This window comes from Nonomuraea sp. NPDC049758 (assembly GCF_040674635.1).
Taxonomy (GTDB): Bacteria; Actinomycetota; Actinomycetes; order Streptosporangiales; family Streptosporangiaceae; genus Nonomuraea.
This window is the reverse complement of record NZ_JBFAMZ010000009.1, coordinates 197,216-222,272: the sequence shown is the minus strand read 5'-3', so window position 1 is coordinate 222,272 and position 25,057 is coordinate 197,216. Positions and strand designations below refer to the sequence as shown.

Genomic DNA, 25,057 nt, shown 5'->3' with positions numbered 1-25,057 from the left:
GCGGGCGGGTCCGCCGGGCCCGGACGCCGGGAGCGAGCGGTCACGGGGCCTCGAAACCGGCCTTGGCCAGCACGTCCTTGCCCTGCTGGGACAGCACCAGGTCGACGAACTGCTTGGCCAGGTCGCCGGCCGGGGCCTTGGTCAGGGCCGCGATCGGGTAGTCGTTGATCGCCTGGGCGGCCTCGGGGAAGTCGATGCCGGTCACCTTGCCGCCGGAGGCGATCACGTCGGTCCGGTAGACCAGCGCGGCGTCCACCTCGCCCAGCTGCACCTTGGTGAGGGTGGCCTTGACGTCCTGTTCCAGGGTCACCGGCGTGACCTTGAGACCGGCCGCGCCGAGCGCCTTGACCGCGGCGGCCCCGCACGGCACCTGCTCGGCGCAGAGCGCCACCTTCACCGCGGGGTCGGCCAGGTCCTTCAGCTCGTCGACCTTGGCCGGGTTGGCGGCGGGCACGGCGATCTGCAGCTTGTTGCGGACGAACGTGGCCGGGGCGCCCGCGAGGGAGGCGTCGGTGACCGTCTTCATGGTGGCCGGGCTGGCGGCGGCGAACACGTCGGCGGGGGCGCCCTGGACGATCTGCTGGGCCAGGGTGGCGCTGGAGCCGAAGTTGAACCTCACCGTCGTTCCCGGATGGGCGCTCTCGAAGCTCTTGCCGAGCTCGGTGAACGTGCCGGTCAGCGAGGCCGCCGCGAACACCGTCACCTCCCCGGCGCCCCCGCCGGCGGACGCGGCGGCGGACGAGGCGGACGTTGCCGGCGCGCCCGAGCCGCAGCCGGCCAGCCCGGCCAGCGCGAACGCGACGGGCAGGGCGATCGTCGAAAGACGCCTGAACACCAAGGGGGGCTCCTCACACCTGACTGGCCACGCGCTCGTGGCCGGGGATCTCCACGACGACGTTGGTGGACTTGATCACGGCGACCGCCACCACCCCCACCTGCAGGCCCAGCTCGTCGGCCGCCTGCCGGCTCATCAGCGACACCACGCGGAACGGCCCGGCGGCGATCTCCACCTGGGCCATCACCGCGTCGCGGATCACCTCGGTCACGATCCCGCGGAAGCGGTTGCGCGCCGAGGAGCGGCCGCCCTCGCCGTCGGACTCGATCTGCGAACGGGCGAAGGCCGCCAGATCGGCGCCGTCGACCCGCCGGTGGCCGTGCTCGTCGCGCTCGGCCGCCAGCCGGCCCGCGTCGACCCACCGCCGGACGGTGTCGGAGCTGACCCCGAGCAGCGCCGCGGCCTCGCTGATCCGGAACGTCGTCACAAGCCCACACCCTACCTTCCGCATATTCCACCCTGAAGCCCGGTCTGGCTACGCAACAGCGACACGATCGCCGGGCATGCCGTCGCATTCACGAGAGCACGCCCGGCGACCGCGCCTGGTCACCGCCGCCGGACCATCTTCCCGTCCCCGGTCAGCGCCGCGTGACGCTCGCCGGCGACCTGTGGACAACGGCCGCCACGGCGAGCGCCACGACCACCAGCAGGGCGCTGACCCACAACGCCGACCGGTAGCCGAGCCCGGCGGCGATGGCCGCGCCGCCGAGCGCCGGGCCCGCGGTGGCCCCCACGTTGAGCGCCGCCGTGGCGAAGGAGCCGCCGAGCGAGGGCGCCGCGGCGGCGGCGTACAGGACGCGGGCGATCAGGGTCGAGCCGACCGCGAAGGACAGCGCACCCTGGACGAAGACCAGCACGAACGCCGCGGCCGGAACGCCCGCCGCGACCGCGAACAGCGCCCACCCGACCGGCAGCGCGAGCCCGCCCGCGACCAGGACCAGCGCCGGCCGCGCGTCCGACAACCGGCCCGCGGCGGTCACCCCGGCGAACGACCCCAGCCCGAACAGCGCGAGCAGCACCGGCACCCATCCCTCGGAGACGCCGCTCACCTCGGTGAGCAGCGGCGACAGGTAGGTGAAGGTGCCGAAGGTGGCGGCGTTGACCAGCGCGCCCAGCGCCAGCGCGACCAGCAGGCGCGGCTCGCGCAACGCCCGCAGCTCGTGCCGGGCGCGCGGACGGGCGCTCTCCTGCCCGCCGGCCGGCACCGACCGCACGACCGCGACGACGGCCGGCAGCGACACCAGCGCAACCGCCCAGAACGCCGACCGCCAGCCGAACGCCTGGCCGAGCACGGCGCCCGCGGGCACCCCGGCGACGCACGCCAGCGTGATCCCACCGAGCAGGACGGACGTGGCCCGGCCCTTGGCGTCGGGGGCGGCCATGCCGGCCGCCGTCGCCAGGCCCACGGCGAGGAAACCGGCGTTGGCCAGCGCCCCGAGGACGCGGGTGACCAGCAGCACGGCGAAGTCGGTGGTGAGCGCGCCCGCCACGTGCACGAGCACGAAGGCGACGAGGAAGACGAGCAGCGCCTGCCGGCGTGGCCAGCGCAGGCTGAGCAGCGCCATGAGCGGCGCCCCGACGACCATGCCCGCGGCGAACGCGGACGTCAGCGCGCCCGCGGCCGGGACGGACACTCCCAGGTCGGCGGCGATGGCCGGAACCAGCCCGGACAGCATGAACTCCGACGTTCCCTGGGCGAACACGGCCAGCCCGAGAACGTAGATGGCGAAAGGCACGAGCGGTACTCCAAAAGGCAGCACGAAGGAACGCGGCGCGCCGGCGGCACAGCGGGCGCGGGCGCTACCGCGAGGAGGGAAGACCCGGGTTCGACGCCACGACGGTGGCGGAACAGCCGGGAGGAACCGGTCCGTACGAAGGTGATCGGATGCCGGAAGGGCGCGCGGTCTCAGGGACGGCGCGGCCGCAGGACATCACGAGAAGCCACCGACGATCGGTGGCTAGCGTCTTGACGCCTCGGGACCGGACACGCGCCACACCCTAGCCGGAGATCACGGAAGCCGTCCACCGGGTTCCCGCGCGGCCGGTCACGCGGTCTCGGCGCTGAGTGCCTGGGCCACGGGCCGGCGGGCCGCCAGCCGGGCGGGCAGGGCGACGAACGCCGCGGTCGCCAGGAGGGTGGCCAGCACGGCGGCGGCCAGCCACGAGAAGGGGGCCTGCGCCGAGTTCCCGGCCGCGAAGAGCGAGAGCAGGCCGAGGCCCAGGGGGACGCCGGCGACGGCGCCGGGCAGGCTGGGCAGCAGCTGGGCGCTGGACAGGCCCGCGGCGACCTGCCCGGGGGTGGCGCCGAGCGCGCGGGCGACGGCCATGGTGGCGCGCGCCTCCATGGCGGTGGTCCAGGTGAGCGTGACGGTGTTCACGACGGCCAAGACGATCAACAGGGCGGTCACGGCGAGCATCAGCCGGCGGTCCTGCTCGCCGCGCAGGTTGGGCAGCACGGAGGAGCCGTCCAGGCCGTAGCCGCGCTCCGGCTGGACGTGGAGGGTCAGCAGGGCGACCGTCGCGATCACCGTGGTGGCGGTGGAGCACGCCTGGAGCACCGCCCGGCCGGGCCGGCGGGCGGTCAGCCGCAGCCCGAGCAGGAGCGGCGTGGGCAGCAGGGCCGACAGGGCGGTGATCAGGGGCCGGTGCCGGGGCGGGCGCGCGGTCGCGGACAGCGCCGTGACGGTGGCCGTGCGCATGGCGCGCAGCGTGGGACGCAGCGTGGACAGCACCGCGACCGCCACGGCCAGGGCGGTCGCGGCGACCACGACGGAGCCGCCGAGCTCGGCCGCGTCGCCGATCCGGCTGGCCGTGGGGCCGGCCAGGGCGGGCGCGGTCAGACGGGCGATCGTCAGCCCCAGCGCGTCGCCGGCCAGCGCGAGCGCCAGGTACTCGGTGAGCAGGACGGTGGCGATCAGCCCGGGGGTGGCGCCGACGGCCTTGAGCAGCCCGGCCCGGCGTGTCTGAGCGGCGGCGCGCCCGGCGGCCAGCGCCGCGACCCCGGTGACGGCCAGGAAGCTGAGCAGCCAGCTCCCGACCACCAGGATCGGCTGGCTGTCCTTGAGGATGACGGTGTCCTGCTCGGCCGTGAACTGCCAGGAGTGGAGGTTGACCCGCAGGTCCGGGTCGCGGTGCGCGTCGAGGAACGCCTCGGTGGCGGCGGGGTCGCGCAGCCTGAGGTCGATGGCCGTGGTGACCGGCAGGCGCCGGGCGGAGGCCAGCGCCCGGGCGTCCGAGCTGGTCAGCCAGGCCAGGCCGGCGTAGTCGCTGGGACCGCCGCCCGGCCCGATCTGCGCCGCCCAGGGGTAGACGGAGGTGGCCGCGGTGACGGCGATCCCGACGACGGGGTACGGCCGGCCGGCGATGGTGACCCGGTCGCCGACGCCGACGCCAAGGGCGGTGGCAAAGCCGCGTTCGAGGACGGCGCCGCCGGGGCGCACCCACCGGCCCGAGGTCACCAGCGGCCGGTTGACCGGGCCGGGCCGCTCGGCGAAGCCGTGCACCACCACCTGGGACGACGTCGAGCCGCGCGCGGTGAGGTCGGCGTAGACGATGCGGTAGGGGCCGTGGTGGGCGACCACCTCGGGGGCCTCCGCCAGCGAGGCCAGGGCGGAGGTCGCCGCGCGGCCCGAGCCGCCGGACAACGCCACCACGTCCGGCCCGGCGGTGGCCGCGCGGGTCTGCTCGTACAGGGAGCGGCTGGCGTCGCCCAGGGACAGGCCCAGGGCCATCGTCGCGGTGGCCACGGTCACCGCGAGCAGCAGCATCGCGGCCTGGACGCGGTGCCGCCGCACGTCGGCCAGCACCAGCCGGGTGACGAGCACGACGGTGCCCATGGCGGTCAGTCCTCCAGCCCGATCAGGCCGCCCAGCCCCCGCGGGCGGGCGGCGGCCAGGTGGGTGTCGTCGACGAACATGCCGTCGCGCATCGAGACCAGCCGGTCGGCGGTGGCCGCCACCCGCTCGTCGTGCGTGACGATCACGAGGGTCTGCCCGGCGGCACGCAGCTCGCCGAAGATCCTCAGCACGTCGAGGGTGGCGGCGGTGTCGAGGTTGCCGGTGGGCTCGTCGGCCAGCACCACCAGCGGCTCGTTGACCAGCGCGCGGGCGACGGCGACGCGCTGGCGCTGGCCGCCGGACAGCTGCGAGGGCAGGTGCCGGGCGCGGGCGGCGAGCCCGACCCGGTCCAGCAGCGCGTCCGCGCGCCGCCTGGCCTGGCGGCGCGAGCGGCCGGCCAGCAGCGCGGGCAGCTCGACGTTCTCGGCCGCCGACAGCTCCTCCACCAGGTGGAACGCCTGGAAGACGAACCCGACCGACCGGCGTCGCAGGCGGGCCAGGGCCCGCTCGCTCAGCGTGTCGACGCGCCGGCCGGCCAGCCACACCTCTCCGCCGGTGGGCCGTTCCAGGCCGCCCAGCAGGTGGAGCAGGGTGGACTTCCCGCAGCCGCTCGGGCCGGTCACCGCCAGCGTCTGCCCCTGGGGGATCTCCAGGTCGACCTCGTCCACCGCGCGGACCCGGCTCTGCCCCTGGCCGTGCGTCTTCACCAGGCCGCGGGCCCGTAACACGTTCATGCGCCCTCGTCTTCGTCTTCGGTTCCGGACCAGGTGCGCTCGCAGGCGTCCAGCCAGCGCAGGTCGGCCCGCAACCGCAGCACGACCCCTTCCAGCAGCAGGCCGGCGGGTGATCCGGACGGTTCGTCCAGCGCCGCCCGCTGGACCTCGCGCAGGCGGCGCAGCAGCTCGCGGCGCTGCGCCGCGACCAGCTCGACCGGGTCGGCCAGCCGGGCCGCGGCCGCGGCGGCGAGTTTGAGATGGAACTCGGCCAGGTCCGGTTTCGGCCAGCCGACCTCGGCGAGCCAGGCGGCCACCCGGCGCTGGCCGTCGGGGGTCAGCGCGTAGACCTTGCGGTCGGGCCGTTCGGGGAGGCCGTCGGCCCGTTCGCAGGCGACGAGCCCGGCCTTCTCCAGCCTGGCCAGGGTCACGTAGATCTGGCCGGGGTTCATCGACTCGCCGAGCGGGCCGAGGCTGTGCCGCAGGCGGGCGCGCAGGTCGTAGCCGTGCGACGGCTCCTTGGCGAGCATCGCCAGCACCGCGTCCTGCACGGCCTCACCCCCTAACGGTTAGCCAATAGATAGCGGTTAGCCGTAGGGGGTGTCAAAACCTACTGGGACGGGCGCGGCCTGATCATCCACAGGCCCAGGCCGTACATCGCCAGGCCGAGCAGGACGAACCCGGCGGCGACCGGATAGCGCAGCCCGGCCGGCATGTACGTGGCCAGGAACCAGGAGTGGCGCAGCATGTCGTTGGAGACGAAGACGGCCGCGAGGATGCCCTGCGGCACCAGCGGGATCGCGCCGAGGCCGAAGCACCACCAGGTGACCATGCGCTGCGTCGTGGACAGCCGGTCGAAGCGGGAGGCCACGGCGGGCCGCTGCCTGCGGCCGGTGCGCATCAGGTCCAGCAGCTCGGGGCCCTGCGCGCGCAGGCGGCGTTCGGCGAGCAGGCCGAGGCCCCAGACGCACAACGCCCCCGTCAGGACGCCGACGGCGACCCCGAACCAGCCGTACCGGAGGGCGACCAGCGCCGCGGGCAGCCCGGTGAGGGCCACCAGGGCGAGGGTCAGGTAGGCCAGCCCGGTCAGGCCGCTGTCGTCGTCGCTGGTGCGCAGCGGGTTGCCGGCGCGGCGGTGCGGATCGGTGCCGGGCACCAGCCCGTACACCGAGATCAGCGGCACCAGCCCGGCCGCGCCGCCCAGCAGGGCCGCCAGCAGGGCCAGGACCAGCGGCCACGGACCGCCGGTGATCGCGGTGAACGCCACGGTCAGCACGGCCGCCACCGGCGTCTGCGCCGTCAGCCACGCCAGCTGCCGGCCGCGCACGTCGCTCGCGCCGGGGGTCATCAGGGTCAGCCAGAGCGCGGTGCCGTCGGCGCCGTACTGGTTGGCGGCCATGGCCGCGGCCATCACGACGAAGATCGGGCCCGCGTAGGGCAGCATGCCGTTCCAGCCGACGACCAGCGGGACGGCCGCGAAGCAGACGGCGTACGACAGCGCGAACGTGAGCTGGTGGTTGCGCACCAGGTCACGTGACCAGGTGCGCAGCTCCTTGGCGACGATCGCGCGGTTGGCGGTGGCGGCCGTCATCGGCCGCCGGGAGCGCCCGGACCGCTGCGTCGCCCCCGCGCGCCGCCCCAGCAGCACCGCCCACGCGCCGAGCAGCAGCACGGCCAGGAGCGCCAGGGCCGCCAGCGCCCACCACTCGCCCTGGACGGCCAGCAGCCCCCACCCGGAGGGCAGATACCGGACGAACGACGGCATGCCGGTCTGGCCGAAGGCCACGAAGAAGATCCAGATCTGGCCGAGCGCCGCCAGGATCGCGCCGTTGAGCACGCCGGAGGCGATCGCGCCCGCCCGGGAGCGCAGCGCCTGCCCGACCAGCGCCACCGCGAGCTTCGACAGCAGCACGAACACGGCCAGCTGCAACACCATCGCGGGCACGGCCACCAGGGCGTTGACCGGCCCGAGCCGCGCGCCCGCGATCGGCAGGCCGAGCAGCGCGGTCAGGCTGACCAGCGGCGCGACGCCGACGAAGGCCGCCACCAGCAGCCCGGACGCCAGGCGGCGCGGCGGCAGGCCGAGCATCGTGAAGTACTCCGGCCGCAGCGTCTCGTCGCCGCCGCCCATGAAGACGGGGCCGAGCATCCAGCCCAGCAGCCACACCGCGTAGGCGGCGGCCAGCAGCTCGGGGCCGGCGAAGGCCAGGTAGATCGTCCCGGCGGCGAGCAGCGCGCCCAGCGCGGCGCCGGTGCCCGCGGTCTGGGCCCGGGTGCCCCGGAAGGCGTGGCGCAGGAGCGCGACCTTCATCCGGGCCATGGTGGCCAGGGTGTTGGGCGGGGTCAGTGTGACAGCCACGACAGCTCCTTCACGCCGGTGTCGTCGTTGCCGACGAGGGCGACGAAGGTGTCCTCCAGCGAGCGGCCGCCGCGTACCTCGTCGAGGGTGCCGGCCGCGGCCACCGTGCCCTTGTCGATCACCGCGACCCGGTCGCAGAGCTGCTCCACCAGGGCCATGACGTGGCTGGAGAGCACGATCGAGCCGCCGTTCGCGACGAACCCGCGCAGGATCCGCTTGATCGTGGCGGCCGAGACCGGGTCGACCGCCTCGAACGGCTCGTCCAGCACGAGCAGCCGGGGCGCGTGCAGCAGCGCGGTGGCCAGCCCGATCTTCTTGCGCATGCCGGTGGAGTACTCGATGACCAGCGTGGTGCCGGCGCCGTCCAGTTCCAGCACGGCCAGCAGCTCGTCGGCGCGCCGGGCCACCTCGTCCTTGGGCAGGCCGCGCAGCAGGCCGAGGTAGGTGAGCACTTCGCGGCCGGTCAGCCGCTCGGGCATGGCCATGCCGTCGGGCAGCACCCCGACCAGGGCCTTGGCCTGCTCCGGAGCCGACCAGACGTCCTGGCCGAAGATCGTGGCGCCGCCGGCGTCGGGGCGCAGCAGGCCGACGGCCATGGACAGGGTGGTGGTCTTGCCGGCGCCGTTCTGGCCGACGAGCCCGAAGAACGACCCCTGGGGGACGGTGAGGTGGATCGCGTCGACGGCGACCTTGTCACCGAATCTCTTGGTCAGCCCGCTGATCTCGAGCGCCGGCGTCATGGGGTCCTCCTGGTGGCGAGGGTGAAGATGGTGGCCAGTTCGGCGGCGAGGGCGCTGAGGTCGTAGTCGGGGTCCTTCAGCACGTAGCTCGGCACGGCGTCGATGGCGCCGCGGATCGCGATCGCCATCGGCCGCAGCTGGAACTCCCGGAACTCGCCGGTCTGCTGGCCCCACGCCAGCAGCTTCTCGATGTCGTCGATGGCGGTGCCCTGCTGTCCCGCGTAGGGCCCGTCGTGGTCGTGGGTGATGATCTCGACCAGCGCCAGCAGGGGTTTGCGGTGCACCCGCATGAATTCGAGGTTGGTCTCGAAGTAGACGCGCAGCCCGTCGGTGGCGGTGGTCTGCGCCAGGATGCGCGGCACCATCAGGTCGGTGGCGAGCTTGACCGCGTGCCCGACGACCGCCTCGATCAGCTCGTCCTTGCTGCCGAAGTAGTAGGCGATGAGGCCCGGCGTGATGCCGGCGAGCTTGGCGATCTTCGCCATCGACGCCTGCTGGTATCCGAGCGTCGCCAGAGCCTCGACGGCGCAGTCGATGATCTGGGCCCGCCGGTTCTCCTCGACGAACGTCCGCTCTCCTGATGGCACGTTCAGGATATTAAACGGTCATTCAAAGGTTGGCAAAGGCGGCTTGACCTGGGCGGGACGCCCAGGGTGGTGGCGGGGAGATCGACCGGCCGGGGGGAAGCAGGGAGCGCCGACTGTCCTACGAGCCGTCGCGCGCGATCGCCGCCGACTACCGGGAGATCCTGCTCGGCGGCGTGCTGCCCCCGGCCAAGCGCGTGCTGCTCGAAGGCTGGCTGCCGCGGACGGCCACCGGCGCGGCGCGCGTCAGGGCCGGCCTGCCCAAGGGGTGGAAGCTGGCGCACAAGACCGGGACCGGCGACCACGGCCGGGCCAACGACATCGCCGTGGTGTGGCCGCCGGGCGCGGCGCCGCTGGTGGTGGCCGTCATGACCGATCGCCCCGGTTACGGCACGCCGCCCGGGGAGGCGCTGATCGCCGAGGCCACCCGGGTGATCGTCGCCTCGCTCATCTGACCAGCCCGAACCGGGTGGTGACGGCCCGCAGCCCCTCGATCACGTCGGCGGCCGAGGGCGCGGCGTGCGGGTCGTTGAGCCACTGGGTCATCACCCCGAGCAGCAGCGCGAGCTGCACCGAGCCGACGGCGCGCACCTCGCCGTCGCCGATCTCCTCCTCCGGCACCCCGGTGAGCTGCGCGGCCATGCCCCGCCGCCCCTCGCGCTGACCGGCCACGAGCTGCTCGCGCAGCTCCGGCGAGTGCTCCGCCTGGACCAGCGCCTCCAGGTTGGCCAGCCACAACGTGCGGTGCTCGTTGATCGAGCCGATCAGCTGCTCCCACAGCGCCTCGAAGCTCTCGGCGGGTGACCTGCCGGGGTCGTCGAGGGCGGCCAGCGCCGCGCCGACCTTCTCCCCCCATTCGCCCATGGCCTCGACCAGGGCCGCGTTGAGCAGCGCCTCCCGCGAGCCGAAGTGGTAGCCGATGGCCGCCATGCTCACGCCCGAGGCCGTGGCGATGTCGCGGACGGTGGTGCGCCCCCAGCCCTTCTCCTCCAGGCAGCGCCGCGCCCCGGCCAGCAGGTCTTCGCGATTTCCCATGACCGAAGCCTAGCACGCACGCCTTAGACGAGCATCTTGCGCGTTTGCCCAAATCTGCGTACGGTGTGGAGCGTTCACCGACGAAAGAGGACATGGCAATGCGCATCCTGATCTCCGGCGGCAGCGTCGCCGGCCCCGCCCTCGCCTACTGGCTGCACCGTCACGGCCACCAGGTCACCGTCGTCGAGCGCGCCCCGGCCCCGCGCGGCGGCGGCGCGGCCATCGACTTCCGCGGCTCGGCCCTGGACGTGCTGGACCGCATGGGCCTGCTGGCCGAGATGCGCCGGCACGCGACCACGATGACCTCCATGACCCTGGTCGACGAGGCCGGCGACGCGCTGGCCGTGCTGCCCGCCGACGCGATCTCCGGCGAGCTGGAGGTGCTCAAGTCCGACGTCACGAAGGTCCTCTACGAGGCCACCCGCGACACCGTCGAGTACCTGTTCGACGACACCGTCACCGCGCTCGACCAGGACGCGGCGGAGGTGCGGGTGCGGTTCGAGAAGGCCGCGCCGCGCACGTTCGACCTGGTGGTCGGCGCCGACGGGATGCACTCCAAGGTGCGCGCGCTCGCCTTCGGCCCCGAGTCGCGCTACGTGCGCAATCTCGGCATCTACGGCGCGCTGTTCACCACCGGCAACATCCTGGACCTGCGGGACGCGGGCCTGATGCACAACACCCCCGGCCGCAGCGCCCTGGCCTTCACCGCCCACGGCAACACCGAGCTGCGGGTCGGCCTGTCGTTCGCCGCCGACGACCTGGTCTACGACCGGCGCGACCGCGCCCAGCAGGAACGCCTGGTGGCCGAGCACTACGCGGGAGCGGGCTGGCAGGTGCCCAGGCTGCTGGCGGCCATGCGGGAGGCCGAGGAGTTCTTCTTCGACTCCTCCGGCCAGGTCGTGATGGACACCTGGACGAACGGCCGGGTCACGCTGCTGGGCGACGCGGCCTACTGCGCGGCGCCGACCTCCGGCCGCGGCACCTCACAGGCCCTGATCGGCGCGTACGTGCTGGCCGGGGAGCTGGCCGAGGCGCCCGGCCACGCCACGGGCCTGGCCGCCTACGAGCACCGGATGCGCGACTACGTCGAGCGCAACCAGCGGCACGGCCGGGCCGCGGCCCGCTGGTTCTTCGGCGCGCCGGACGAGCCCATGCCGGACGACGTCGACGACACGGTCCCGCTCAAGGAGTACGCGCTCTGAGGCCGTGGCCGAAGACCCCGGCGGCTCAGAGCCAGCCCGCGTCGCGGGAGATGCGGATGGCGTCGATGCGGTTGCGCCCGCCGACCTTGCTGATCGCGTTCGACAGGTAGTTGCGCACGGTGGCCTGCGACAACGAGAGCTGGGTGGCGATCTGCGCGGTGCGGATGCCGGACGCGGCGGCGCGCAGCACCTCGGTCTCCCGGGCGGTGAGCGGGCTGCTGCCGGTCTCCAGGGCGGCGGCGACCAGCTCGGGATCGATCACCCGTTCGCCGCGGGCGATGCGCCGGATGCCGTCGGTCAGGGTCTGGGCGGGGGCGTCCTTGACGATGAACCCCCGCGCGTGCACCTTCAGCGCGCGCAGCAGGTTCCCCGGCTGGCTGAGCCCGGTGAGCACGAGCGTGCGGCAGTCCGGCAGCCGCTGCGACAGCTGCTCGGCGGCCGACAGGCCGTCCAGACCGGGCATGTCGATGTCGAGCACCGCGACGTCCGGGCGTACCCGGAGGGCGGCGGACAGCACCTCGTCGCCGCGCTCGATCTCGGCCACGACCTCCATGTCGTCCTCCAGCGAGAGCAGGGCGACCAGGGCCGAGCGGATCATGTGCATGTCCTCGGCGATCAGTACGCGGATCACGGGCCTTCCTCGGGAACCTCGACCGACAACCGGAAACGGCCGTCGTGGACGGCGGTGGACGACGAGCCGGACGCCGCGCGGGCGCGTTCGGTCACCCCGGCGAGCCCCGACCCCGGGCCCCCGACGCCGCGCACGCCGTCGTTGACGATCTCCAACCGTACCCTGCCGTTGCCGCGGGCCACGGTGATCGTGCAGGTCGTGGCCTCGCTGTGCCGCAGCAGGTTGGTGGCGCCCTCGCGGATGGCCCACGCCAGCGCGTCGTGGGCCGGGCCGGACAGCGGCGGCAGCGCGGCCACGTCGAGCCGGGTGCCGATCCCGGCCGCGCCGAGCAGGGCCGCCGCGCCGTCGATCTCGGTGCGCAGCGACACGGCCAGCTCGTCGCGGGTGATCGCGCGGACGTCCCTGAGGGCGTCGCGGGCGACTCCGGTCAGGCTCTCGATCTCGGCACGGGCCGCGCCGGCGTCCTTGACGAGCAGCCGCAGGGCCAGGTCGCCCTTGAGGGAGATGGCCGACAGGCTCTGGCCGAGCAGGTCGTGCAGGTCGCGCGAGACCCGGACGCGTTCCTCGCCGACCGCGGCCGCGGCCAGCTCGGCCCGGGTGGCCTCCAGCTCCTCCAGCAGCAGCACCAGGCGGGCCCCGGCGACCAGCGCCCCGCCGAACACGGCCACGCCGAGCACGGGGTAGACGGCCAGCAGGAGGGCGTGCGGGACCGTGTCGCCGTCGTGCAACATCTGCGCCACCTCCAGCGCGGCGGGGTGCAGGACCTGCGCGACGGCGGCCACCGCCCGCACGGGGCCGCGCAGCAGCATGACGATCGAGGCCAGGGCGAAGACGGTCACGCCCTCCCACTGCGTGGCGAGCCACCACAGGGGCAGGTTCGCCAGCAGCAGGAGCGCCGCCAGGGTCCAGGGCCAGCCCGCCGGACGCACGCCGCGGGAGGCGGCCAGGCTGTGGCGGAGCTGGAGCGCGAGGGCCACCAGGACGCCCAGGCCCGCCAGGACGGGGTCCCCGGGCGGCCCCTCCATGCCCATGCCGATGTAGACCGGCACCTGCGCGGCCAGCGGGACGTGCAGCGCGACGAACGGGCGGTGCGGATGCCGCAGCACCCAGGCCGGCGGGATCTGCGCGCTCATGCCGGCACCTCGATCGTCTCGGTGGCGTCGTCGGCGCGGACCTCCAGCAGCACCCGGCCGCCCGCGACGGTGGCGGCGATCGTGCAGGCGCGCACGCCCTCGGCGCGCAGCAGGCGGGTGACGGTGGCGCGCAGGGCCGCGCGCGGCCCGGGCGGGATCGTCTCGGGGACGCCCTGCCTGGGCAGTTCCAGGCGGGTCGGCACGCCCGCCGCCGACAGCAGCGTGGCGGCCGTCTCCAGCTCGGCCCGCAGCGACGGCTGCCGGTAGCCGCGCACCCGCCGTCGGGCCTCGGCCAGCGTGCGGCGCGAGTCGTCGGCGAGCTGGGCGAGCTCCGCCGCCAGCCCGGGGGCGGGGCCGGGGGTGTTTCCAGTGGTCAGGGCCGCCGCCGCGCGATCGCCGCGGGCGGCGATCGACTCCAGCGCGCCGCCGAGCGTGCGGCGCAGGTCGTCGTCGATGCGCCGCCGCTCCTGCGCGACCGCCTGCTGGGCCAGCGCCTCCCTGGCCGCCTGCAGCCGGGTCAGCGCCGCGGCGAGCCAGACGAGCAGCAGCAACGCCCCGCCGCCGCACAACACCGAGAACGCCGGCCACGACGCCACCTGCCACGGCAGGCCCAGCAGCAGCGCCACCGGCGCGGCCGCCGCCACCAGGGTCACGCAGGCCAGGTACGACCACGGCGCCGGCAGCACCAGCACGGCCGACACCACGAGCCCCGCGTACGCCCGCGGCCACATGTTCCCGGCCAGGGGCGTCACGCCGAGCACGACGACGGCCATGACCGCGAACGTCCAGCGACCGGCCGGCGGACGGCGGGCGTGGGCGGCGTACCAGACGTGGCGCAGGTGCAGGGGGAGGTAGACCGCGGTCGCGGCCAGACTCCACAGCCCGGTGCGGCTGTCGTTGCCCGCGTAGCCGAACGACAGCGTCACCTGCAGCAGCGGCAGCAGGGCGCTGCACACGACGGCGACGACCGGCGCCACCCGGACGACCCGGCCGGACCGCCAGAACTCCGCCCTGCCCGCCACCCTGCCCACCACCCGTCGACGTTCCCCGGCTGACCAGGGTAGGCCGCCCGGCCGGACGGCGGCGCGGCCCGGCCGCCGGGTCCGGACCAGGGTGAGCGGCAGGGTCATGAGGGGTCGTCGCCGCCTTCCTCGGAGATGTCGGGGGACTCAGCCTGCACCCGCAGGACGGCGGCGAACAGATGCAGATGTCATCGGTCGGCCCGTGAGATTCGCGGCGGGCGGGACGGAGGCGGTTAGTTCACCCGGGTGACCCGGTTCAGGGCCGGGGCGGGCAGCGGGCTCCTGGCCCGGATGTAGGACTCGAACGCCTCGATGTCGCGGACCTTCTCCACCCGCTCGGTGCCCTCGGTCAGCACCGAGAAGCCGTCGCCGCCGGTCGCGACGAAGGAGTTGGCGGTCAGGCGGTACTTCGCGGCGGGGTCGACGACGGCGCCGTTGAGCTTGATGCCGGCCGGGTCGACGCGGTCGCAGGCGGGTTTGGCGTTGTCGTAGGTGTAGGTGAGTCCCTGCGAGACGCCGAGCACGCGCGCGGTGCTCTGGCCGCACCACTGCTGTTCCAGCAGCCGTTCGAGCTGGGCGCCGGTGAGCGTCATGGTGACGAGCATGTTGCCGAACGGCTGCACGCGCAGCGCCTTGCCGTGCGTCACCAGGTTCGACATCTCGTTGCCGGTGGGGTTGACGATCAGGTCGCCGCCGATGCCGCCGCCGTAGGGCGGCTGGACGGCGATCTGGGCGCCGCCGTTCTCGGCGGCGGAGGTGGCGAACAGGCGGGCGTCGGCCAGGGCGTGGCCGACGGTGGACTCGCCGGCGGCGTTGCGCTGGGCGGTCAGGTCGCGGGCGAGCAGGCCGACCGGCCGGTCGAGCAGCTTCTGCGCCTGCTCGTCGGTGCGGCGGCGCAGGGCGGCGATCCGGGCGTCGGGCTTGATGTCGTGGGTGACGGTGATGTTCTCGGCCTTGGCGGAGGTCGGGTTGCCGGTCGCCCGGTCGACGGTCAGGACGACCTTGGTGAGCTCGCGCGTGTGGGCGGAGGTCTGCGTGACCGGGATGCCGTTGACCACGCAGTTGTACGGGTTGTGCGTGTGCCCGGAGATCACGGCGTCGACCTCGGGGTCGAACCGCTGCACGATGTCCTTGATCGGCCCGGCCAGGTTGTTGCACTCGTTGGGCAGGCCGCCGCCGGTCTGCCCGCCGCCCTGGTGGATCAGGACGACGATCGTCCGCACGCCCTTGGCCTTGAGCTCGGCCGTGTAGGCGTTGACCGCCTCGGCCTCGTCGCGGCCTTCCAGCGGCTTGGTGGGGCCGGGGGCCTCGTTGAGGGCGTTCTTGTAGTCGACGCCGATGATGCCGACCTTGACGCCTTTGACCTCCTTGACGATGTAGGGCGTCAGCGCGGGCTTGCCGGTGGTGGTGTCGACGATGTTGGCGCCCAGGTAGGGGAACGCGGCGCCCTTGAAGCCGGGCAGCGCGCACCCGTCGATCGGGTGGCAGCCGCCGTTCTCCATCCGGCGGAACTCGGCGATGCCCTCGTCGAACTCGTGGTTGCCGACGCTGGAGGCGTCCAGGCGCATCAGGTTGAGCGCCTGGACGCCCGGCTCGTCGTGCAGGGCGGTGGCGTTCATGGTGCTGGAGGAGTAGTTGTCGCCGGCCGAGAGCCGCAGCGTGCCGTCGGGGTTGTCGCGCTGGAGCCGGTCCATGTGGGCGGCCAGGTACTCGGCCCCGCCCGCCTCGACCGGCCCGGACGGCGTCATGGCGAAGCTGGTTGGGAAGCCGGAGTGGAAGTCGTTGAAGGCCAGTAACTGGATGTCCACGGCGTCGGCGCGGGCGGGCAGCAGGCTGGTGCTGCCGAGCACCAGCGCCATGAGGAGGTTGCGCATGGCCACGAAAGTGACATAGTTCCATCGAGTCACACAAGAGGGAAATTTTCTAACATTGGATGTCGAATGTGAACTATTGACATAGCTTGCGGGAAGCGGGAGGGTTCCTCCCATGTCACCGATCCTGGCCAGAATCCGGGGGATCGAGCCCACCCTCACGGCCACCCACCGGCGCATCGCCGAGACGATCCTCGCCGAGCCCGCCACCGTGGCCGCCTCGACCATCGGCGAGCTGGCGGAGCGGTGCGGCACCTCGCTCACCACCGTCACCCGCTTCTGCCGGCAGCTCGGCCTGGCCGGCTACCCCGAGCTCAGGCTGGCGCTCGCCGCCGAACTGGGCCGCAACGACGCCGCCCCGCGCGAGCAGGGCCTGATCGCCTTCTCCCCGGACGACCCCGCAAGCCTGGTGCTGCGCAGCCTGCTGGCCAGCGACCTGCGCGCCATGGAGGAGACGGCGGCCCAGCTCGACCTTCAGGCCGTGGACCGGGCGGTCGATGCCCTGGTACGGGCCCGGTTCATCGACTTCTTCGCCGTCGCCGGCAGCGCGGGCGTGGCCATGGACCTGCACCTGCGCCTGCACGCCATCGGCCGCCCCGGGGCGTTGTGGACCGACGTGCACAGCGCCGTCTGCAGCGCCAACGCCCGCGACCGCGACGACGTCGCGCTCGGGATCTCCCACTCGGGCACCACGGCCGAAGTGGTCGAGCCCCTGACCATCGCCAAGCGACGCGGCGCCACCACCGTCGCGGTCACCAACTTCCCGCGCAGCCCGCTGGCCGAGGTGGCCGACATCGTGCTGACCACCGCCGCACAGGACACCCCCTTCCGCGCCGGCGGCGTGGCCGCCCGCCACACCCAGATGCTCGTCCTGGACTGCCTCTACATCGGCGTCGTCCAGCGCACCCACGAGACCAGCAACCAACTGCTCACCGCGGCCACCGACGCGGTCGGCAAGCACCGCCTGCCCCCACGCTAGGAGTCCCCATGCGTCTCGCCGCCGCCGCTATCGCCTTGGCGATGGCGGTCACCGCCTGTGCCCCTTCCGCCACGACGAGTGCCGATTCCGGCAAGATCACCCTCTCGGTCTGGGGCTGGGGCCCCGAGGCGAACTACGACAAGATGTTCGCCGAGTACGAGAAGCTCCACCCCGGCATCGACGTCGACGCCCGCTCGTTCACCACGGCCACCGAGTACGACACCATCCTGTCCACCGGCCTGGCCGGCGACAGCGGCCCCGATCTGGCCTGGCTGCGCGCCGGCGCCAACCTCCAGCCGCTGGTCGAGGCCGGACGGCTGCTCCCGCTCGACACCAAGGACGTGCCCGGCCTGGCCGCCTACGACGAGAAGGTCCTGCGCTACGCCAAGGGCGACAAGGACGGCAAGGTCTACGGCGTGCCGTTCGCCGTCCAGACCCTCCAGGTGATCTACAACAAGAAGATCTTCGCCGACAACGGCCTCACCCCGCCGAAGACGTACGCCGACATGATCTCCGCGGCCGACAAGCTCAAGGCCAAGGGCATCGTGCCGTTCGCCTTCGGCGGCAAGGACGACTGGATGCTGCCGATCGTGGCCGGCATCTTCGGCACCGCCCACTGGGGCGGCGACGCGTTCATCGCCGACGTCAAGGCCAAGCGCAAGAAGTTCGCCGACCCGCGCTTCGTCGAGGGCATCGACCAGCTCAACAAGCTCAAGCCGTACTTCCCCGACGACGTGGCCGGCGTCTCCTACACCGACGCGCAGATCCTGTTCTCCTCCGGCAAGGCGGCCATGTTCCCCGGCGGTCTGTGGGAGCTGAACTTCTTCGGCGAGCACGCCAAGGGCGTCGACCTGGGCGTCTTCACCCCGCCCACGCCCGAGGGGGAGGGCGTCATGCCCGGCTTCACCGACGGCTCGTACGGCGTCAACGTCAAGACCAGGCACAAGGCCGAGGCGCTGAAGTTCGCCGCGTGGCTCGCCTCCAAGGACTACGGCCAGCTCTACACCGACACCTTGCGCATCTTCTCCGCCGTGCCCGGCGTCACCCCCAAGGACCCGCTGCTCAACGAGGTCTCCGCCACCTTCGCCCAGCGCGGCGGCACCTACTTCATGAACGAGTTCGCCTACGGCAACCCGACCTCGGCCACCGTGTTCTCCAAGGCGTTGCAGGAGATGCTGCTGGGCCGCATCAGCGCCGAGGAGGCCGCCGAGCAGCTCGACAAGAGCGTGGCCACATGGCTCTAGCCGCACGGCGGGGATCGTCGTACCTGTTCCTGATCCCCGCCTTCCTCCTGTACTCGGCGTTCGTGGTCTATCCGCTGTTCACCGGGCTGACCTACAGCTTCTTCTCCTGGAAGGGCACCCTGCGCGACCAGCCCGCCGGGCTGGACAACTATGCGAACCTGCTGTCCGGCGCCTTCCTGGACCAGCTGCTGCCGGCGCTCGGGCACAACTTCCTGCTCTTCGCCGGCACCATGCTGGTGCAGAACACGCTGGGCCTGGCCTTCGCGCTGGCGCTGTTCCGCGTACGGCGCGGCAAGCGGGCCCTGCAGACCATGTTCGCGCTGCCGTACCTGGTCAACCCGCTGGTCATCGGCTACCTGTGGACCCTGCTGCTCAGCCCGGCCTTCGGCCCGGTCAACGCGCTGCTCAAGCCGATGGGCCTGGCGATGCCGTGGCTGGGCGACCCGGCCACCGCGCTGCCGACCGTCATCCTGATCACCAGCTGGCAGTGGGTGGGCTTCCCGATGCTGCTGTTCAGCGCCGCGCTCGGCGGCATCCCGCAGGAGTACGCCGAGGCCGCCAGGACCGACGGCGCCGGCTCCTGGCAGGTGTTCTGGCGCGTCACGCTGCCGCTGCTCAAGCCGGCCATGGCCACCGTGACCATCCTCAGCTTCATCGGCAGCATGGGCACCTTCGCCCTGGTCTACGCCCTGGGCGGCTCCAACGGCGCCCCCGCGGGCGCGACCGACGTGCTCGGCCTGCTGTTCTACCGGACCGCCTTCGCCTCGGGCGACGTCAACGCGCTGGGCACGTCCTCGGCGCTGGCGGTCTTCATGTTCACCTTCATCTTCGGCTCGACGCTGCTGCTCGAACGGGTCCTGAGGAGGAAGTCGTGAAGGCCGTGGCGATCCGGGGCCTGCTGTGGGGCTACGCCGTCCTGTCCATGTCGCCGCTGCTGGTCATGCTGCTCAGCTCGCTCCGGCCGACCAGCGAGATCTTCGACCAGCCGCTCGGCTGGCCCAGCGGGCTCGGCAACTACGCCAAAGCCTGGACCGACGCCTCCTTCTCCACGTACGTGGTGAACTCGGCGATCGTCGTGGTCTGCTCGGTGCTGCTGGGCGCGGTGGTGTCGTTGCTGGCGGCGTACCCGCTGGGGCGCCGGGAGTTCCGGGGGCGCGGGCTGTTCGCCGCCTACTTCGTCTCGGGTATGACGCTGCCCGCCCACCTGGGTGTGCTGCCGCTGTTCTACCTGCTGGAGAGCATGGGCCTGGTGGACTCGCTGGCCGGGCTGGTGCTGGTCTACGCGGCCGGGTCGGTGCCGTTCAACGTGTTCGTGCTGACCGCGTTCTTCCGCCAGCTCCCGCACGAGCTCGACGAGGCCGCCGCCCTGGACGGCGCGGGCCCGTTCGCCACCTTCTGGCACGTGATGCTGCCACTGGTACGGCCCGCGCTGGCGACCGTGGTGGTCTTCCAGTTCGTGCCGATCTGGAATGACTTCTTCTACCCCCTGGTCCTGATGCGGGACGAGAGCAAGCTGACCCTGCCGGTCGGCCTCACCCACTTCTTCGGCCAGTTCCAGAACGACTGGGGCACGCTCTTCGCCGGCCTGGTGATGACGACGATCCCCCTGGTCGTGCTCTTCGTCCTGGCCACGCGCCAGATCGTCGCCGGGCTCACCGCCGGCATGAACCGTTGAGGACAGTTTGATGGATCTTGTGATGGCCTTCGCCGACGAGACGCGCTCGCGGCTGGACCGGCTGATGGACGAGCAGCTGCCCGCCATCAGGCGCGCGGGCTCGCTGGTCGCGGCGACCGTGCGCGCCGGAGGCGTCCTGCACGCCTACGGCACGGGACACTCGGAGGCGGCGGCGCTGGAGGTGGCGGGGCGCGCGGGCGGGCTCATCCCGACCAACCGGCTCACCCTGCGCGACCCGGTGGTGCTGGGCTCGGCCGATCCCGGCGCGTTCGACCCGCTGGCCGAGCGCGACCCCCGCACCGCCCACCAGGTGCTGGCCCTGCACACGGTGGAGGACTCCGACGCGTTCGTGATCGCCTCCAACTCCGGCGGCAACGGCTCGACCGTGGAGATGGCCCGGCTGGTCAAGGAGCGCGGCCTGCCGCTCGTCGCGATCACCTCGCTGGCCCACTCGACCGCCATCACCTCGCGGCATCCGTCGGGGGAGCGGCTGTTCGAGCTGGCCGACATCGTGATCGACAACCTGGCCCCGTACGGCGACGCCGTCCTGCCGACCGAGCACGGCCCGGTCTGCGGCATCTCCTCGATCACCTCGGCGCTGATCGTGCAGCTCATGGTGGCCGAGGCGATCGGCGAGCTCCAGGCGGACGGCACGGTCCCGCCGGTCTACCTGTCGGCCAACATCCCCGGCTCCGACGCGCACAACGACGCCCTGGTGGCCCGCTACGCCGGCCGGATCAGGACGGGCGCGCTGTGAGCCTGACGATCGCCGCCTTCTGGCCGCCCCCGCCCCACGAGACGACGGCCGCCCGCTACCGGGAGATCGCCGAGGCCGGGATCGACCTGGTCATCACCGGCAACTACCTGAACGACCGGGTCATCCTGCGGCACGCCCTGGCCCGCGCCGAGGAGGCCGGGCTCGGCATGCTGGTCGCCTCCGACCCGCGGGTGGACGTGCTCATGCGCGACCTGGACGTGGACCCGGCGCCGCTGATCGCCCAGGTCGTCGAGGACTACCGCCCGTTCCGCTCCTTCCGCGGCCTCAGCCTCATGGACGAGCCGGTGGCCGGGCAGTTCCCGCGGCTGGGGGCCGGGGTCGCCGCCGCGCGGGCGGCCGGCGCGTTCGCCTACGCCAACCTGCTGCCCAGCCACGCCACCGGCCCCTACGACGCGTACGTGGGGGAGTTCGCCCGGGTCGTCCGGCCGGACGTGCTGTCGTTCGACCGGTACCCGTTCCTGACCGGCGGGTTCGACGAGGGCTACCTCGCCGACCTGGCCACCGTGCGCGAGCACGCCCGCCGGGCCGGGCTGCCGGCCTGGATGTACGTCCAGACGCTGGCCTACGACGGCCACCGCGAGCCGTCGGCCGCGGAGCTGGCCTGGCAGGTCAACACCGCCCTGGCCTACGGGTACACCGGCATCCAGTACTTCACCTACTGGACGCCCGACCCGGCGCGCGGCGAGGGCTTCCAACCGGCGCTCATCGGCGGCGACGGCGTGCCGACTGACCGCTACGGCGTCGTGCGCGACCTCAACACCCGCTGGCTGCGCCCGGTGGCGGCCGAGCTGACCGGGTGGACGTCGGCCGAGCACGCCGGCGACGTCCTGGTCGGCCACTACGGCGAGCGGCGGCTGGTCTGCAACGCCCGCTTCGACCGGCCGGTGAAGGTCACGCTCGACGGGATCACGCAGGCGTTCGACCCGGCGACCGGCTCCTACCAGGCGTGCGGCGGCACCCTCACGCTGGCGCCCGGCGCGGCGCGGCTGGTCCGGTGACGCTCTTCGCCGGGGTGGACGCCGGCGGCACCACCACCCGCGCCGCCGTGCACGCGGCGGACGGCACCAGGCTCGGGCACGGCACCGCCGGTCCCGGCAACCCGGCCGCGCACGGGCCCGCGGCGGCCCGCCTGGCGATCGGGCAGGCCCTGCGCCGCGCGCTCCACGGCCTGGACCCCTCGCTGGTGGCCGCCTCGGTGGCCGGCGTGGCGGGCGGCGACGACGCCTTCGCCGCGACGCTGGGCCGGACCTGGGCCGAGTGCGGCATCGCCACGCCGCCGCGCATGGTCGGCGACGTGGAGATCGCCTACGCGGCCGGGACCGCCGCGCCGTCCGGCACGCTGCTGCTGGCCGGGACGGGCGCCGCGGCGGCCCGCTTCTCCGGCCGGACGGTGACCGCGGTGGCCGACGGGCTCGGGTGGCTGCTGGGCGACGAAGGCGGCGGGTTCTGGATCGGCCGGGCGGGGGTGCGCGCGACCGTCCGCGCCCTGGACCGGCCCGGCGATCCCTCGGACCACGGCCGTCCCCAGGGCCGCGCTCCGGGCCCCGGACTGCCGTACGGGCCGCTGGTGGAGCTGGTGGGCGCGCACTTCGGGGTGACGGGCGAGCCGCGGCGGCGGGCGGACCGGATCGTCCGGCTGGCCCAGGCCGACCGGATGCTCGTGGCCGCCGCCGCGCCGCTGGTGTCGCGGGCGGCCGCCGCCGGGGACGAGTGCGCGGCGGGCATCGTCGCCGAGGCCGCCCGGCGGCTGACCGCGACGGCCGCCCGGCTGTCCGGCGACGGGCCGCTGGTGCTGGCGGGCGGCGTGCTGACCGCGGACGGCCCGGTGCGCGCAGCCGTCCTGGCCCGGCTGGCCGGGCGGCGGGTGACGACCGCCCGCGACGCCACGGCCGGGGCGTGCTGGCTGGCCGCCCTCGACCGGCTGGGCGACCAGGCCGCCCACGAACGCTTCACAGCCCTGCCGCCGCCCCGCTAGTACTGTGACCGGGGTCGGCGGGCACCGCGCCCGTGCCGCGGAAAGGACGGTTCGCACCTCATGCAGGTCCCGCAGATGAATCGTGCTCTGCTGAGCCGGCTGCTGCCGGGCGTCGAACCGGAGCACCTCACCGTTCGCCAAGGGCAGTTCCACCAGGTGGTGATCGGCGCGGATCGGGTCGTGTGCCTGCCGCGCACGGGGGCCGCGGCCGCCCGGCTGCCGCAGCGGGCCGCCGTCCTGCGCCTGCTCGCCGGGTTCGATCTCGGCTTCCGCACGCCTCGGCCGTTGCCGGAGGCCGGCGCTCCCGGCACGGACGAGCCGCCGTTCCTGGTCCTCAGCCGCGTTCCCGGAGCCCCGCTGGAGGCGGGAGACCTCGAAGATCCCCGGGTGGCCGCGGCCGCGGCGGCGCAGTACGTCGCGCTGCTGCGCGAACTGGCCAGGATCGGCGCGGCGGACGACGTGCGGGCGGCGCTGCCGGCGCCGCGGGATCGATGGCGGGAGTTCACGGCGGGCGTCCGCGCCGAGCTGTTCGGGCTCATGTCCGGGCGCGGACGTCAGCGGGCCGAGCGGGAGCTCGCGGCGCTCGACGGCCTTCCCGACATCGCCGACGCCGTGGTGCACGGTGACCTCGGCGCGGAGAACGTCCTGTGGGAGCACGACGGCGGGCTGCCGGTGCTCAGCGGGGTGATCGACTGGGATGAGGTGACGATCGGCGATCCCGCCGAGGACCTCGCGGCCGTCGGGGCCGGTTACGGCACGCCTTTCCTGGATCGGGTGCTGACGCTGGGAGGCTGGTCGGACGGCGCGATGGCCGCCCGCATCGCCGTCATCCGCGCGTCCTTCGCCCTGCAGCAGGCCCTGTCCGCGCATCGGGACGGCGACGAGGAAGAACTGGCGGACGGCCTGACCGGCTACCGCTGAACTCGTCCGGGGGAACGGGGCTCAGGCGGACGGCTCCTCGGCCGGGAACAGGATCGGGCTGATCAGGTGGCGGGTGCGCTCGGGCGTGGGCGGGTTGGCGATCCTGGGCAGCAGCGCGGCGCGCAGGTCGGCGATCAGCGCGGCGCGTTCGTCCGGGCTGAGCCAGATGGCGTGCTGCCGGTAGCCGACCAGGTCGGCGGCCGGATCGGCCTGGTCGCGGTCGAGGTAGGCGCCGAACTCGGCCAGCAGGGCCGCCATGGCCACGGCGAACGCGCGGCGGTGGTCGTCCCGCGAGGCCGCGGCGGCGGTGCCGGCGTCGATGGCCGCCCGCGCCGGGCGCAGCCGGTAGCGCCGCTCGACGGCCCCGCGTACGCGCTGCTCGCCCTCCACGTCGAGCAGGCCGCCCTCGGCCAGCAGGCCGACGTGCCGGTAGACGGTGGCCTTGGAGACGTCGGGCAGCAGGTCGCACAGGTCGGAGGTGGTGAGCGTGCGGCCGCCCGCCATGGCGTGCACGATGCGCAGCCGTACGGGGTGCAGAAGCAGGTCCACCGTGTCCATGGACGTACGATCTCACACCTGCTACCTTTCTCAAACCTGAGAAAGGATGAATCATGACCCACCACGCCCTGGACGCCCCTCCGCTGGGCCGCCTGCACGACGTCGGCGGTCGCCGGATCATGCTGCACCGTTCGGGCGCCGGCGGCCCGCCCGTGGTGTTCCTGCCCGGCGCCGGAGCCGTCGGCCTGGACTACCTCAACGTGCACGACCGCGCAGCCGAGCTGACGACCAGCGTCATCTACGACCGGGCGGGCACCGGCTGGAGCGAGCCGGTCGAGCTGCCCCGCACCGCGGCCGAGGTGACCGACGAGCTGCGCGCGGCGCTGGAGGCGGCGGGGGTGCGCGGCCCGTACGTGCTGGCCGGTCACTCCCTGGGCGGCGCGTACGCGCGCCACTACGCCCGCCGTTTCCCCGGCGACGTCGCGGCGCTGCTGCTGCTCGACCCCTTCCACGAGGACATGGCCGCCCGCGCGCCCCGGCAGGCGCGCGAGATGCTCGATCAGATGCGCGAGCAGGCGCTTCCCGAGCCGACGCCGGAGCAGCTCGACGCCGCCCGTCCGGCCGTCGAGCGGCTGCTGGCCGCCTGGCCGGACGGCGTGCGCGAGGCCCTGGTCGACCACCACCTGACCGCCTGGCGCGCCGGCTGGCTGGAGGGCCGCAACCTCTACGACGAGGTCTCCGCGGAGTTCAGGGCCGCGCCGCCGGCGCCCGACGTGCCGGTGATCGTGCTGTCGGCCATGGGGGCGGACGCCACCCAGTCCCAGCTCTGGCCGGAGGACGTGCTGCGGGAGATCAACGCCGGCAAGCTCGCCCTGCACGCCGAGCTGGCCGCCTCCTTCCCGCGCGGCGAGCACCGGGTGCTGGACGACGCCGGGCACGGCTGGCTGCACGAGGAACGGCGCGACGCCGTGCTCCAGGCGCTGGCCGACCTGCTGCGGGTCCTGTGAGACCCGGGGACCCGGCCGC

26 protein-coding genes are annotated in these 25,057 nt (G+C 73.8%); 11 read left to right on the top strand and 15 right to left on the bottom strand.

The window, feature by feature from the left end:
* Positions 1-40 precede the first annotated feature (40 nt).
* From modA to AB0J46_RS24955, 9 genes are all read right to left on the bottom strand, one after another.
* A complete protein-coding gene (gene modA / locus AB0J46_RS24995) occupies positions 41-838 on the bottom strand; it encodes a molybdate ABC transporter substrate-binding protein (protein ID WP_364335878.1) in 798 nt (265 codons plus the stop codon).
* Between the two features lie 10 nt (positions 839-848).
* Positions 849-1,262 (bottom strand): helix-turn-helix transcriptional regulator, encoded by a 414-nt coding sequence (locus AB0J46_RS24990; protein WP_357979097.1) that lies wholly within the window; start codon positions 1,260-1,262, stop codon positions 849-851.
* A 151-nt stretch (positions 1,263-1,413) separates the two neighbouring features.
* Positions 1,414-2,571, bottom strand: coding sequence for a Cmx/CmrA family chloramphenicol efflux MFS transporter (locus AB0J46_RS24985; RefSeq protein ID WP_364335876.1), 1,158 nt, complete (start codon positions 2,569-2,571; stop codon positions 1,414-1,416).
* 309 nt (positions 2,572-2,880) lie between these two features.
* Entirely contained in the window at positions 2,881-4,671 is a 1,791-nt protein-coding gene (locus AB0J46_RS24980) for an FtsX-like permease family protein (RefSeq protein WP_364335875.1), read from the bottom strand.
* Positions 4,672-4,676: 5 nt separating this feature from the next.
* Complete coding sequence (locus AB0J46_RS24975; RefSeq protein WP_364335874.1) at positions 4,677-5,405, bottom strand: ABC transporter ATP-binding protein; 729 nt, start codon at positions 5,403-5,405, stop codon at positions 4,677-4,679.
* Positions 5,402-5,935 (bottom strand): PadR family transcriptional regulator, encoded by a 534-nt coding sequence (locus AB0J46_RS24970; RefSeq protein WP_364335872.1) that lies wholly within the window; start codon positions 5,933-5,935, stop codon positions 5,402-5,404. Before AB0J46_RS24970 ends, AB0J46_RS24975 begins: the two co-directional genes overlap by 4 nt.
* 59 nt (positions 5,936-5,994) lie before the next feature.
* Positions 5,995-7,743 (bottom strand): hypothetical protein, encoded by a 1,749-nt coding sequence (locus AB0J46_RS24965; RefSeq protein WP_364335870.1) that lies wholly within the window; start codon positions 7,741-7,743, stop codon positions 5,995-5,997.
* Positions 7,728-8,483: an ABC transporter ATP-binding protein gene (locus tag AB0J46_RS24960; RefSeq protein ID WP_364335868.1), complete on the bottom strand. Its 756-nt coding sequence runs from the start codon at positions 8,481-8,483 to the stop codon at positions 7,728-7,730. The genes AB0J46_RS24965 and AB0J46_RS24960 overlap by 16 nt, the downstream gene beginning before the upstream one ends.
* Positions 8,480-9,070, bottom strand: coding sequence for a TetR/AcrR family transcriptional regulator (locus AB0J46_RS24955; RefSeq protein WP_364335866.1), 591 nt, complete (start codon positions 9,068-9,070; stop codon positions 8,480-8,482). Before AB0J46_RS24955 ends, AB0J46_RS24960 begins: the two co-directional genes overlap by 4 nt.
* A gap of 80 nt (positions 9,071-9,150) precedes the next feature.
* Between AB0J46_RS24955 and AB0J46_RS24950 the strand changes: the two genes are divergently transcribed.
* Entirely contained in the window at positions 9,151-9,522 is a 372-nt protein-coding gene (locus AB0J46_RS24950) for a serine hydrolase (protein ID WP_364336167.1), read from the top strand.
* Here AB0J46_RS24950 and AB0J46_RS24945 read toward each other — a convergent pair.
* A complete protein-coding gene (locus AB0J46_RS24945; protein ID WP_364335864.1) occupies positions 9,515-10,102 on the bottom strand; it encodes a helix-turn-helix domain-containing protein in 588 nt (195 codons plus the stop codon). The genes AB0J46_RS24950 and AB0J46_RS24945 overlap by 8 nt on opposite strands.
* A gap of 98 nt (positions 10,103-10,200) precedes the next feature.
* On the opposite strand from AB0J46_RS24945, the gene AB0J46_RS24940 reads away from it, so the two are divergent.
* Positions 10,201-11,304 (top strand): FAD-dependent monooxygenase, encoded by a 1,104-nt coding sequence (locus AB0J46_RS24940; RefSeq protein ID WP_364335862.1) that lies wholly within the window; start codon positions 10,201-10,203, stop codon positions 11,302-11,304.
* Positions 11,305-11,329: 25 nt separating this feature from the next.
* On the opposite strand, the gene AB0J46_RS24935 is transcribed toward AB0J46_RS24940, so the two are convergent.
* The 4 genes from AB0J46_RS24935 to AB0J46_RS24920 all read right to left on the bottom strand — a co-directional run bounded on the left by AB0J46_RS24935 (position 11,330) and on the right by AB0J46_RS24920 (position 15,964).
* Positions 11,330-11,935: a response regulator transcription factor gene (locus AB0J46_RS24935; RefSeq protein WP_352356499.1), complete on the bottom strand. Its 606-nt coding sequence runs from the start codon at positions 11,933-11,935 to the stop codon at positions 11,330-11,332.
* Positions 11,932-13,068 carry a histidine kinase gene (locus AB0J46_RS24930; protein ID WP_364335860.1) on the bottom strand — a complete coding sequence of 379 codons (1,137 nt, stop codon included), beginning with the start codon at positions 13,066-13,068 and terminating at the stop codon, positions 11,932-11,934. The genes AB0J46_RS24935 and AB0J46_RS24930 overlap by 4 nt, the downstream gene beginning before the upstream one ends.
* Positions 13,065-14,198 (bottom strand): hypothetical protein, encoded by a 1,134-nt coding sequence (locus AB0J46_RS24925; RefSeq protein WP_364335858.1) that lies wholly within the window; start codon positions 14,196-14,198, stop codon positions 13,065-13,067. Before AB0J46_RS24925 ends, AB0J46_RS24930 begins: the two co-directional genes overlap by 4 nt.
* A 125-nt stretch (positions 14,199-14,323) precedes the next feature.
* Complete coding sequence (locus AB0J46_RS24920) at positions 14,324-15,964, bottom strand: bifunctional metallophosphatase/5'-nucleotidase (RefSeq protein ID WP_364335856.1); 1,641 nt, start codon at positions 15,962-15,964, stop codon at positions 14,324-14,326.
* 112 nt (positions 15,965-16,076) lie between these two features.
* On the opposite strand from AB0J46_RS24920, the gene AB0J46_RS24915 reads away from it, so the two are divergent.
* Genes AB0J46_RS24915 through AB0J46_RS24880 form a run of 8 tightly spaced genes read left to right on the top strand, consistent with a single transcriptional unit; the run spans position 16,077 to position 23,533 of the window.
* Positions 16,077-16,940, top strand: coding sequence for a MurR/RpiR family transcriptional regulator (locus tag AB0J46_RS24915; RefSeq protein ID WP_364335854.1), 864 nt, complete (start codon positions 16,077-16,079; stop codon positions 16,938-16,940).
* Between the two features lie 8 nt (positions 16,941-16,948).
* Positions 16,949-18,184, top strand: coding sequence for an extracellular solute-binding protein (locus tag AB0J46_RS24910; RefSeq protein WP_364335852.1), 1,236 nt, complete (start codon positions 16,949-16,951; stop codon positions 18,182-18,184).
* Entirely contained in the window at positions 18,175-19,059 is an 885-nt protein-coding gene (locus AB0J46_RS24905; protein ID WP_358286874.1) for a sugar ABC transporter permease, read from the top strand. Before AB0J46_RS24910 ends, AB0J46_RS24905 begins: the two co-directional genes overlap by 10 nt.
* Positions 19,056-19,859: a carbohydrate ABC transporter permease gene (locus AB0J46_RS24900; protein ID WP_364335849.1), complete on the top strand. Its 804-nt coding sequence runs from the start codon at positions 19,056-19,058 to the stop codon at positions 19,857-19,859. The genes AB0J46_RS24905 and AB0J46_RS24900 overlap by 4 nt, the downstream gene beginning before the upstream one ends.
* 10 nt (positions 19,860-19,869) lie before the next feature.
* Positions 19,870-20,616, top strand: coding sequence for an SIS domain-containing protein (locus tag AB0J46_RS24895; RefSeq protein ID WP_364335848.1), 747 nt, complete (start codon positions 19,870-19,872; stop codon positions 20,614-20,616).
* A complete protein-coding gene (locus AB0J46_RS24890) occupies positions 20,613-21,635 on the top strand; it encodes a hypothetical protein (protein ID WP_364335846.1) in 1,023 nt (340 codons plus the stop codon). The genes AB0J46_RS24895 and AB0J46_RS24890 overlap by 4 nt, the downstream gene beginning before the upstream one ends.
* Positions 21,632-22,612, top strand: coding sequence for a BadF/BadG/BcrA/BcrD ATPase family protein (locus AB0J46_RS24885; protein WP_364335844.1), 981 nt, complete (start codon positions 21,632-21,634; stop codon positions 22,610-22,612). Before AB0J46_RS24890 ends, AB0J46_RS24885 begins: the two co-directional genes overlap by 4 nt.
* Positions 22,613-22,672: 60 nt before the next feature.
* Entirely contained in the window at positions 22,673-23,533 is an 861-nt protein-coding gene (locus AB0J46_RS24880; RefSeq protein WP_364335842.1) for an aminoglycoside phosphotransferase family protein, read from the top strand.
* Between the two features lie 21 nt (positions 23,534-23,554).
* Here AB0J46_RS24880 and AB0J46_RS24875 read toward each other — a convergent pair whose 3' ends face one another.
* A complete protein-coding gene (locus tag AB0J46_RS24875) occupies positions 23,555-24,091 on the bottom strand; it encodes a helix-turn-helix domain-containing protein (RefSeq protein WP_364335840.1) in 537 nt (178 codons plus the stop codon).
* A gap of 53 nt (positions 24,092-24,144) precedes the next feature.
* On the opposite strand from AB0J46_RS24875, the gene AB0J46_RS24870 reads away from it, so the two are divergent.
* On the top strand, positions 24,145-25,038 hold the full coding sequence (locus tag AB0J46_RS24870) for an alpha/beta hydrolase (protein ID WP_364335838.1): 894 nt from the start codon (positions 24,145-24,147) through the stop codon (positions 25,036-25,038).
* Positions 25,039-25,057: the final 19 nt, after the last annotated feature.

Coding starts and splice junctions, on each gene's coding strand:
- AB0J46_RS24980 (WP_364335875.1), bottom strand. CDS start 4,671: ATGGGCACCGTCGTGCTCGTCACCCGGCTGGTGCTGGCCGACGTGCGG.
- AB0J46_RS24975 (WP_364335874.1), bottom strand. CDS start 5,405: ATGAACGTGTTACGGGCCCGCGGCCTGGTGAAGACGCACGGCCAGGGG.
- AB0J46_RS24960 (WP_364335868.1), bottom strand. CDS start 8,483: ATGACGCCGGCGCTCGAGATCAGCGGGCTGACCAAGAGATTCGGTGAC.
- AB0J46_RS24945 (WP_364335864.1), bottom strand. CDS start 10,102: ATGGGAAATCGCGAAGACCTGCTGGCCGGGGCGCGGCGCTGCCTGGAG.
- AB0J46_RS24940 (WP_364335862.1), top strand. CDS start 10,201: ATGCGCATCCTGATCTCCGGCGGCAGCGTCGCCGGCCCCGCCCTCGCC.
- AB0J46_RS24930 (WP_364335860.1), bottom strand. CDS start 13,068: ATGAGCGCGCAGATCCCGCCGGCCTGGGTGCTGCGGCATCCGCACCGC.
- AB0J46_RS24925 (WP_364335858.1), bottom strand. CDS start 14,198: ATGACCCTGCCGCTCACCCTGGTCCGGACCCGGCGGCCGGGCCGCGCC.
- AB0J46_RS24920 (WP_364335856.1), bottom strand. CDS start 15,964: ATGCGCAACCTCCTCATGGCGCTGGTGCTCGGCAGCACCAGCCTGCTG.
- AB0J46_RS24915 (WP_364335854.1), top strand. CDS start 16,077: ATGTCACCGATCCTGGCCAGAATCCGGGGGATCGAGCCCACCCTCACG.
- AB0J46_RS24910 (WP_364335852.1), top strand. CDS start 16,949: ATGCGTCTCGCCGCCGCCGCTATCGCCTTGGCGATGGCGGTCACCGCC.
- AB0J46_RS24905 (WP_358286874.1), top strand. CDS start 18,175: ATGGCTCTAGCCGCACGGCGGGGATCGTCGTACCTGTTCCTGATCCCC.
- AB0J46_RS24895 (WP_364335848.1), top strand. CDS start 19,870: ATGGATCTTGTGATGGCCTTCGCCGACGAGACGCGCTCGCGGCTGGAC.
- AB0J46_RS24880 (WP_364335842.1), top strand. CDS start 22,673: ATGCAGGTCCCGCAGATGAATCGTGCTCTGCTGAGCCGGCTGCTGCCG.
- AB0J46_RS24875 (WP_364335840.1), bottom strand. CDS start 24,091: ATGGACACGGTGGACCTGCTTCTGCACCCCGTACGGCTGCGCATCGTG.
- AB0J46_RS24870 (WP_364335838.1), top strand. CDS start 24,145: ATGACCCACCACGCCCTGGACGCCCCTCCGCTGGGCCGCCTGCACGAC.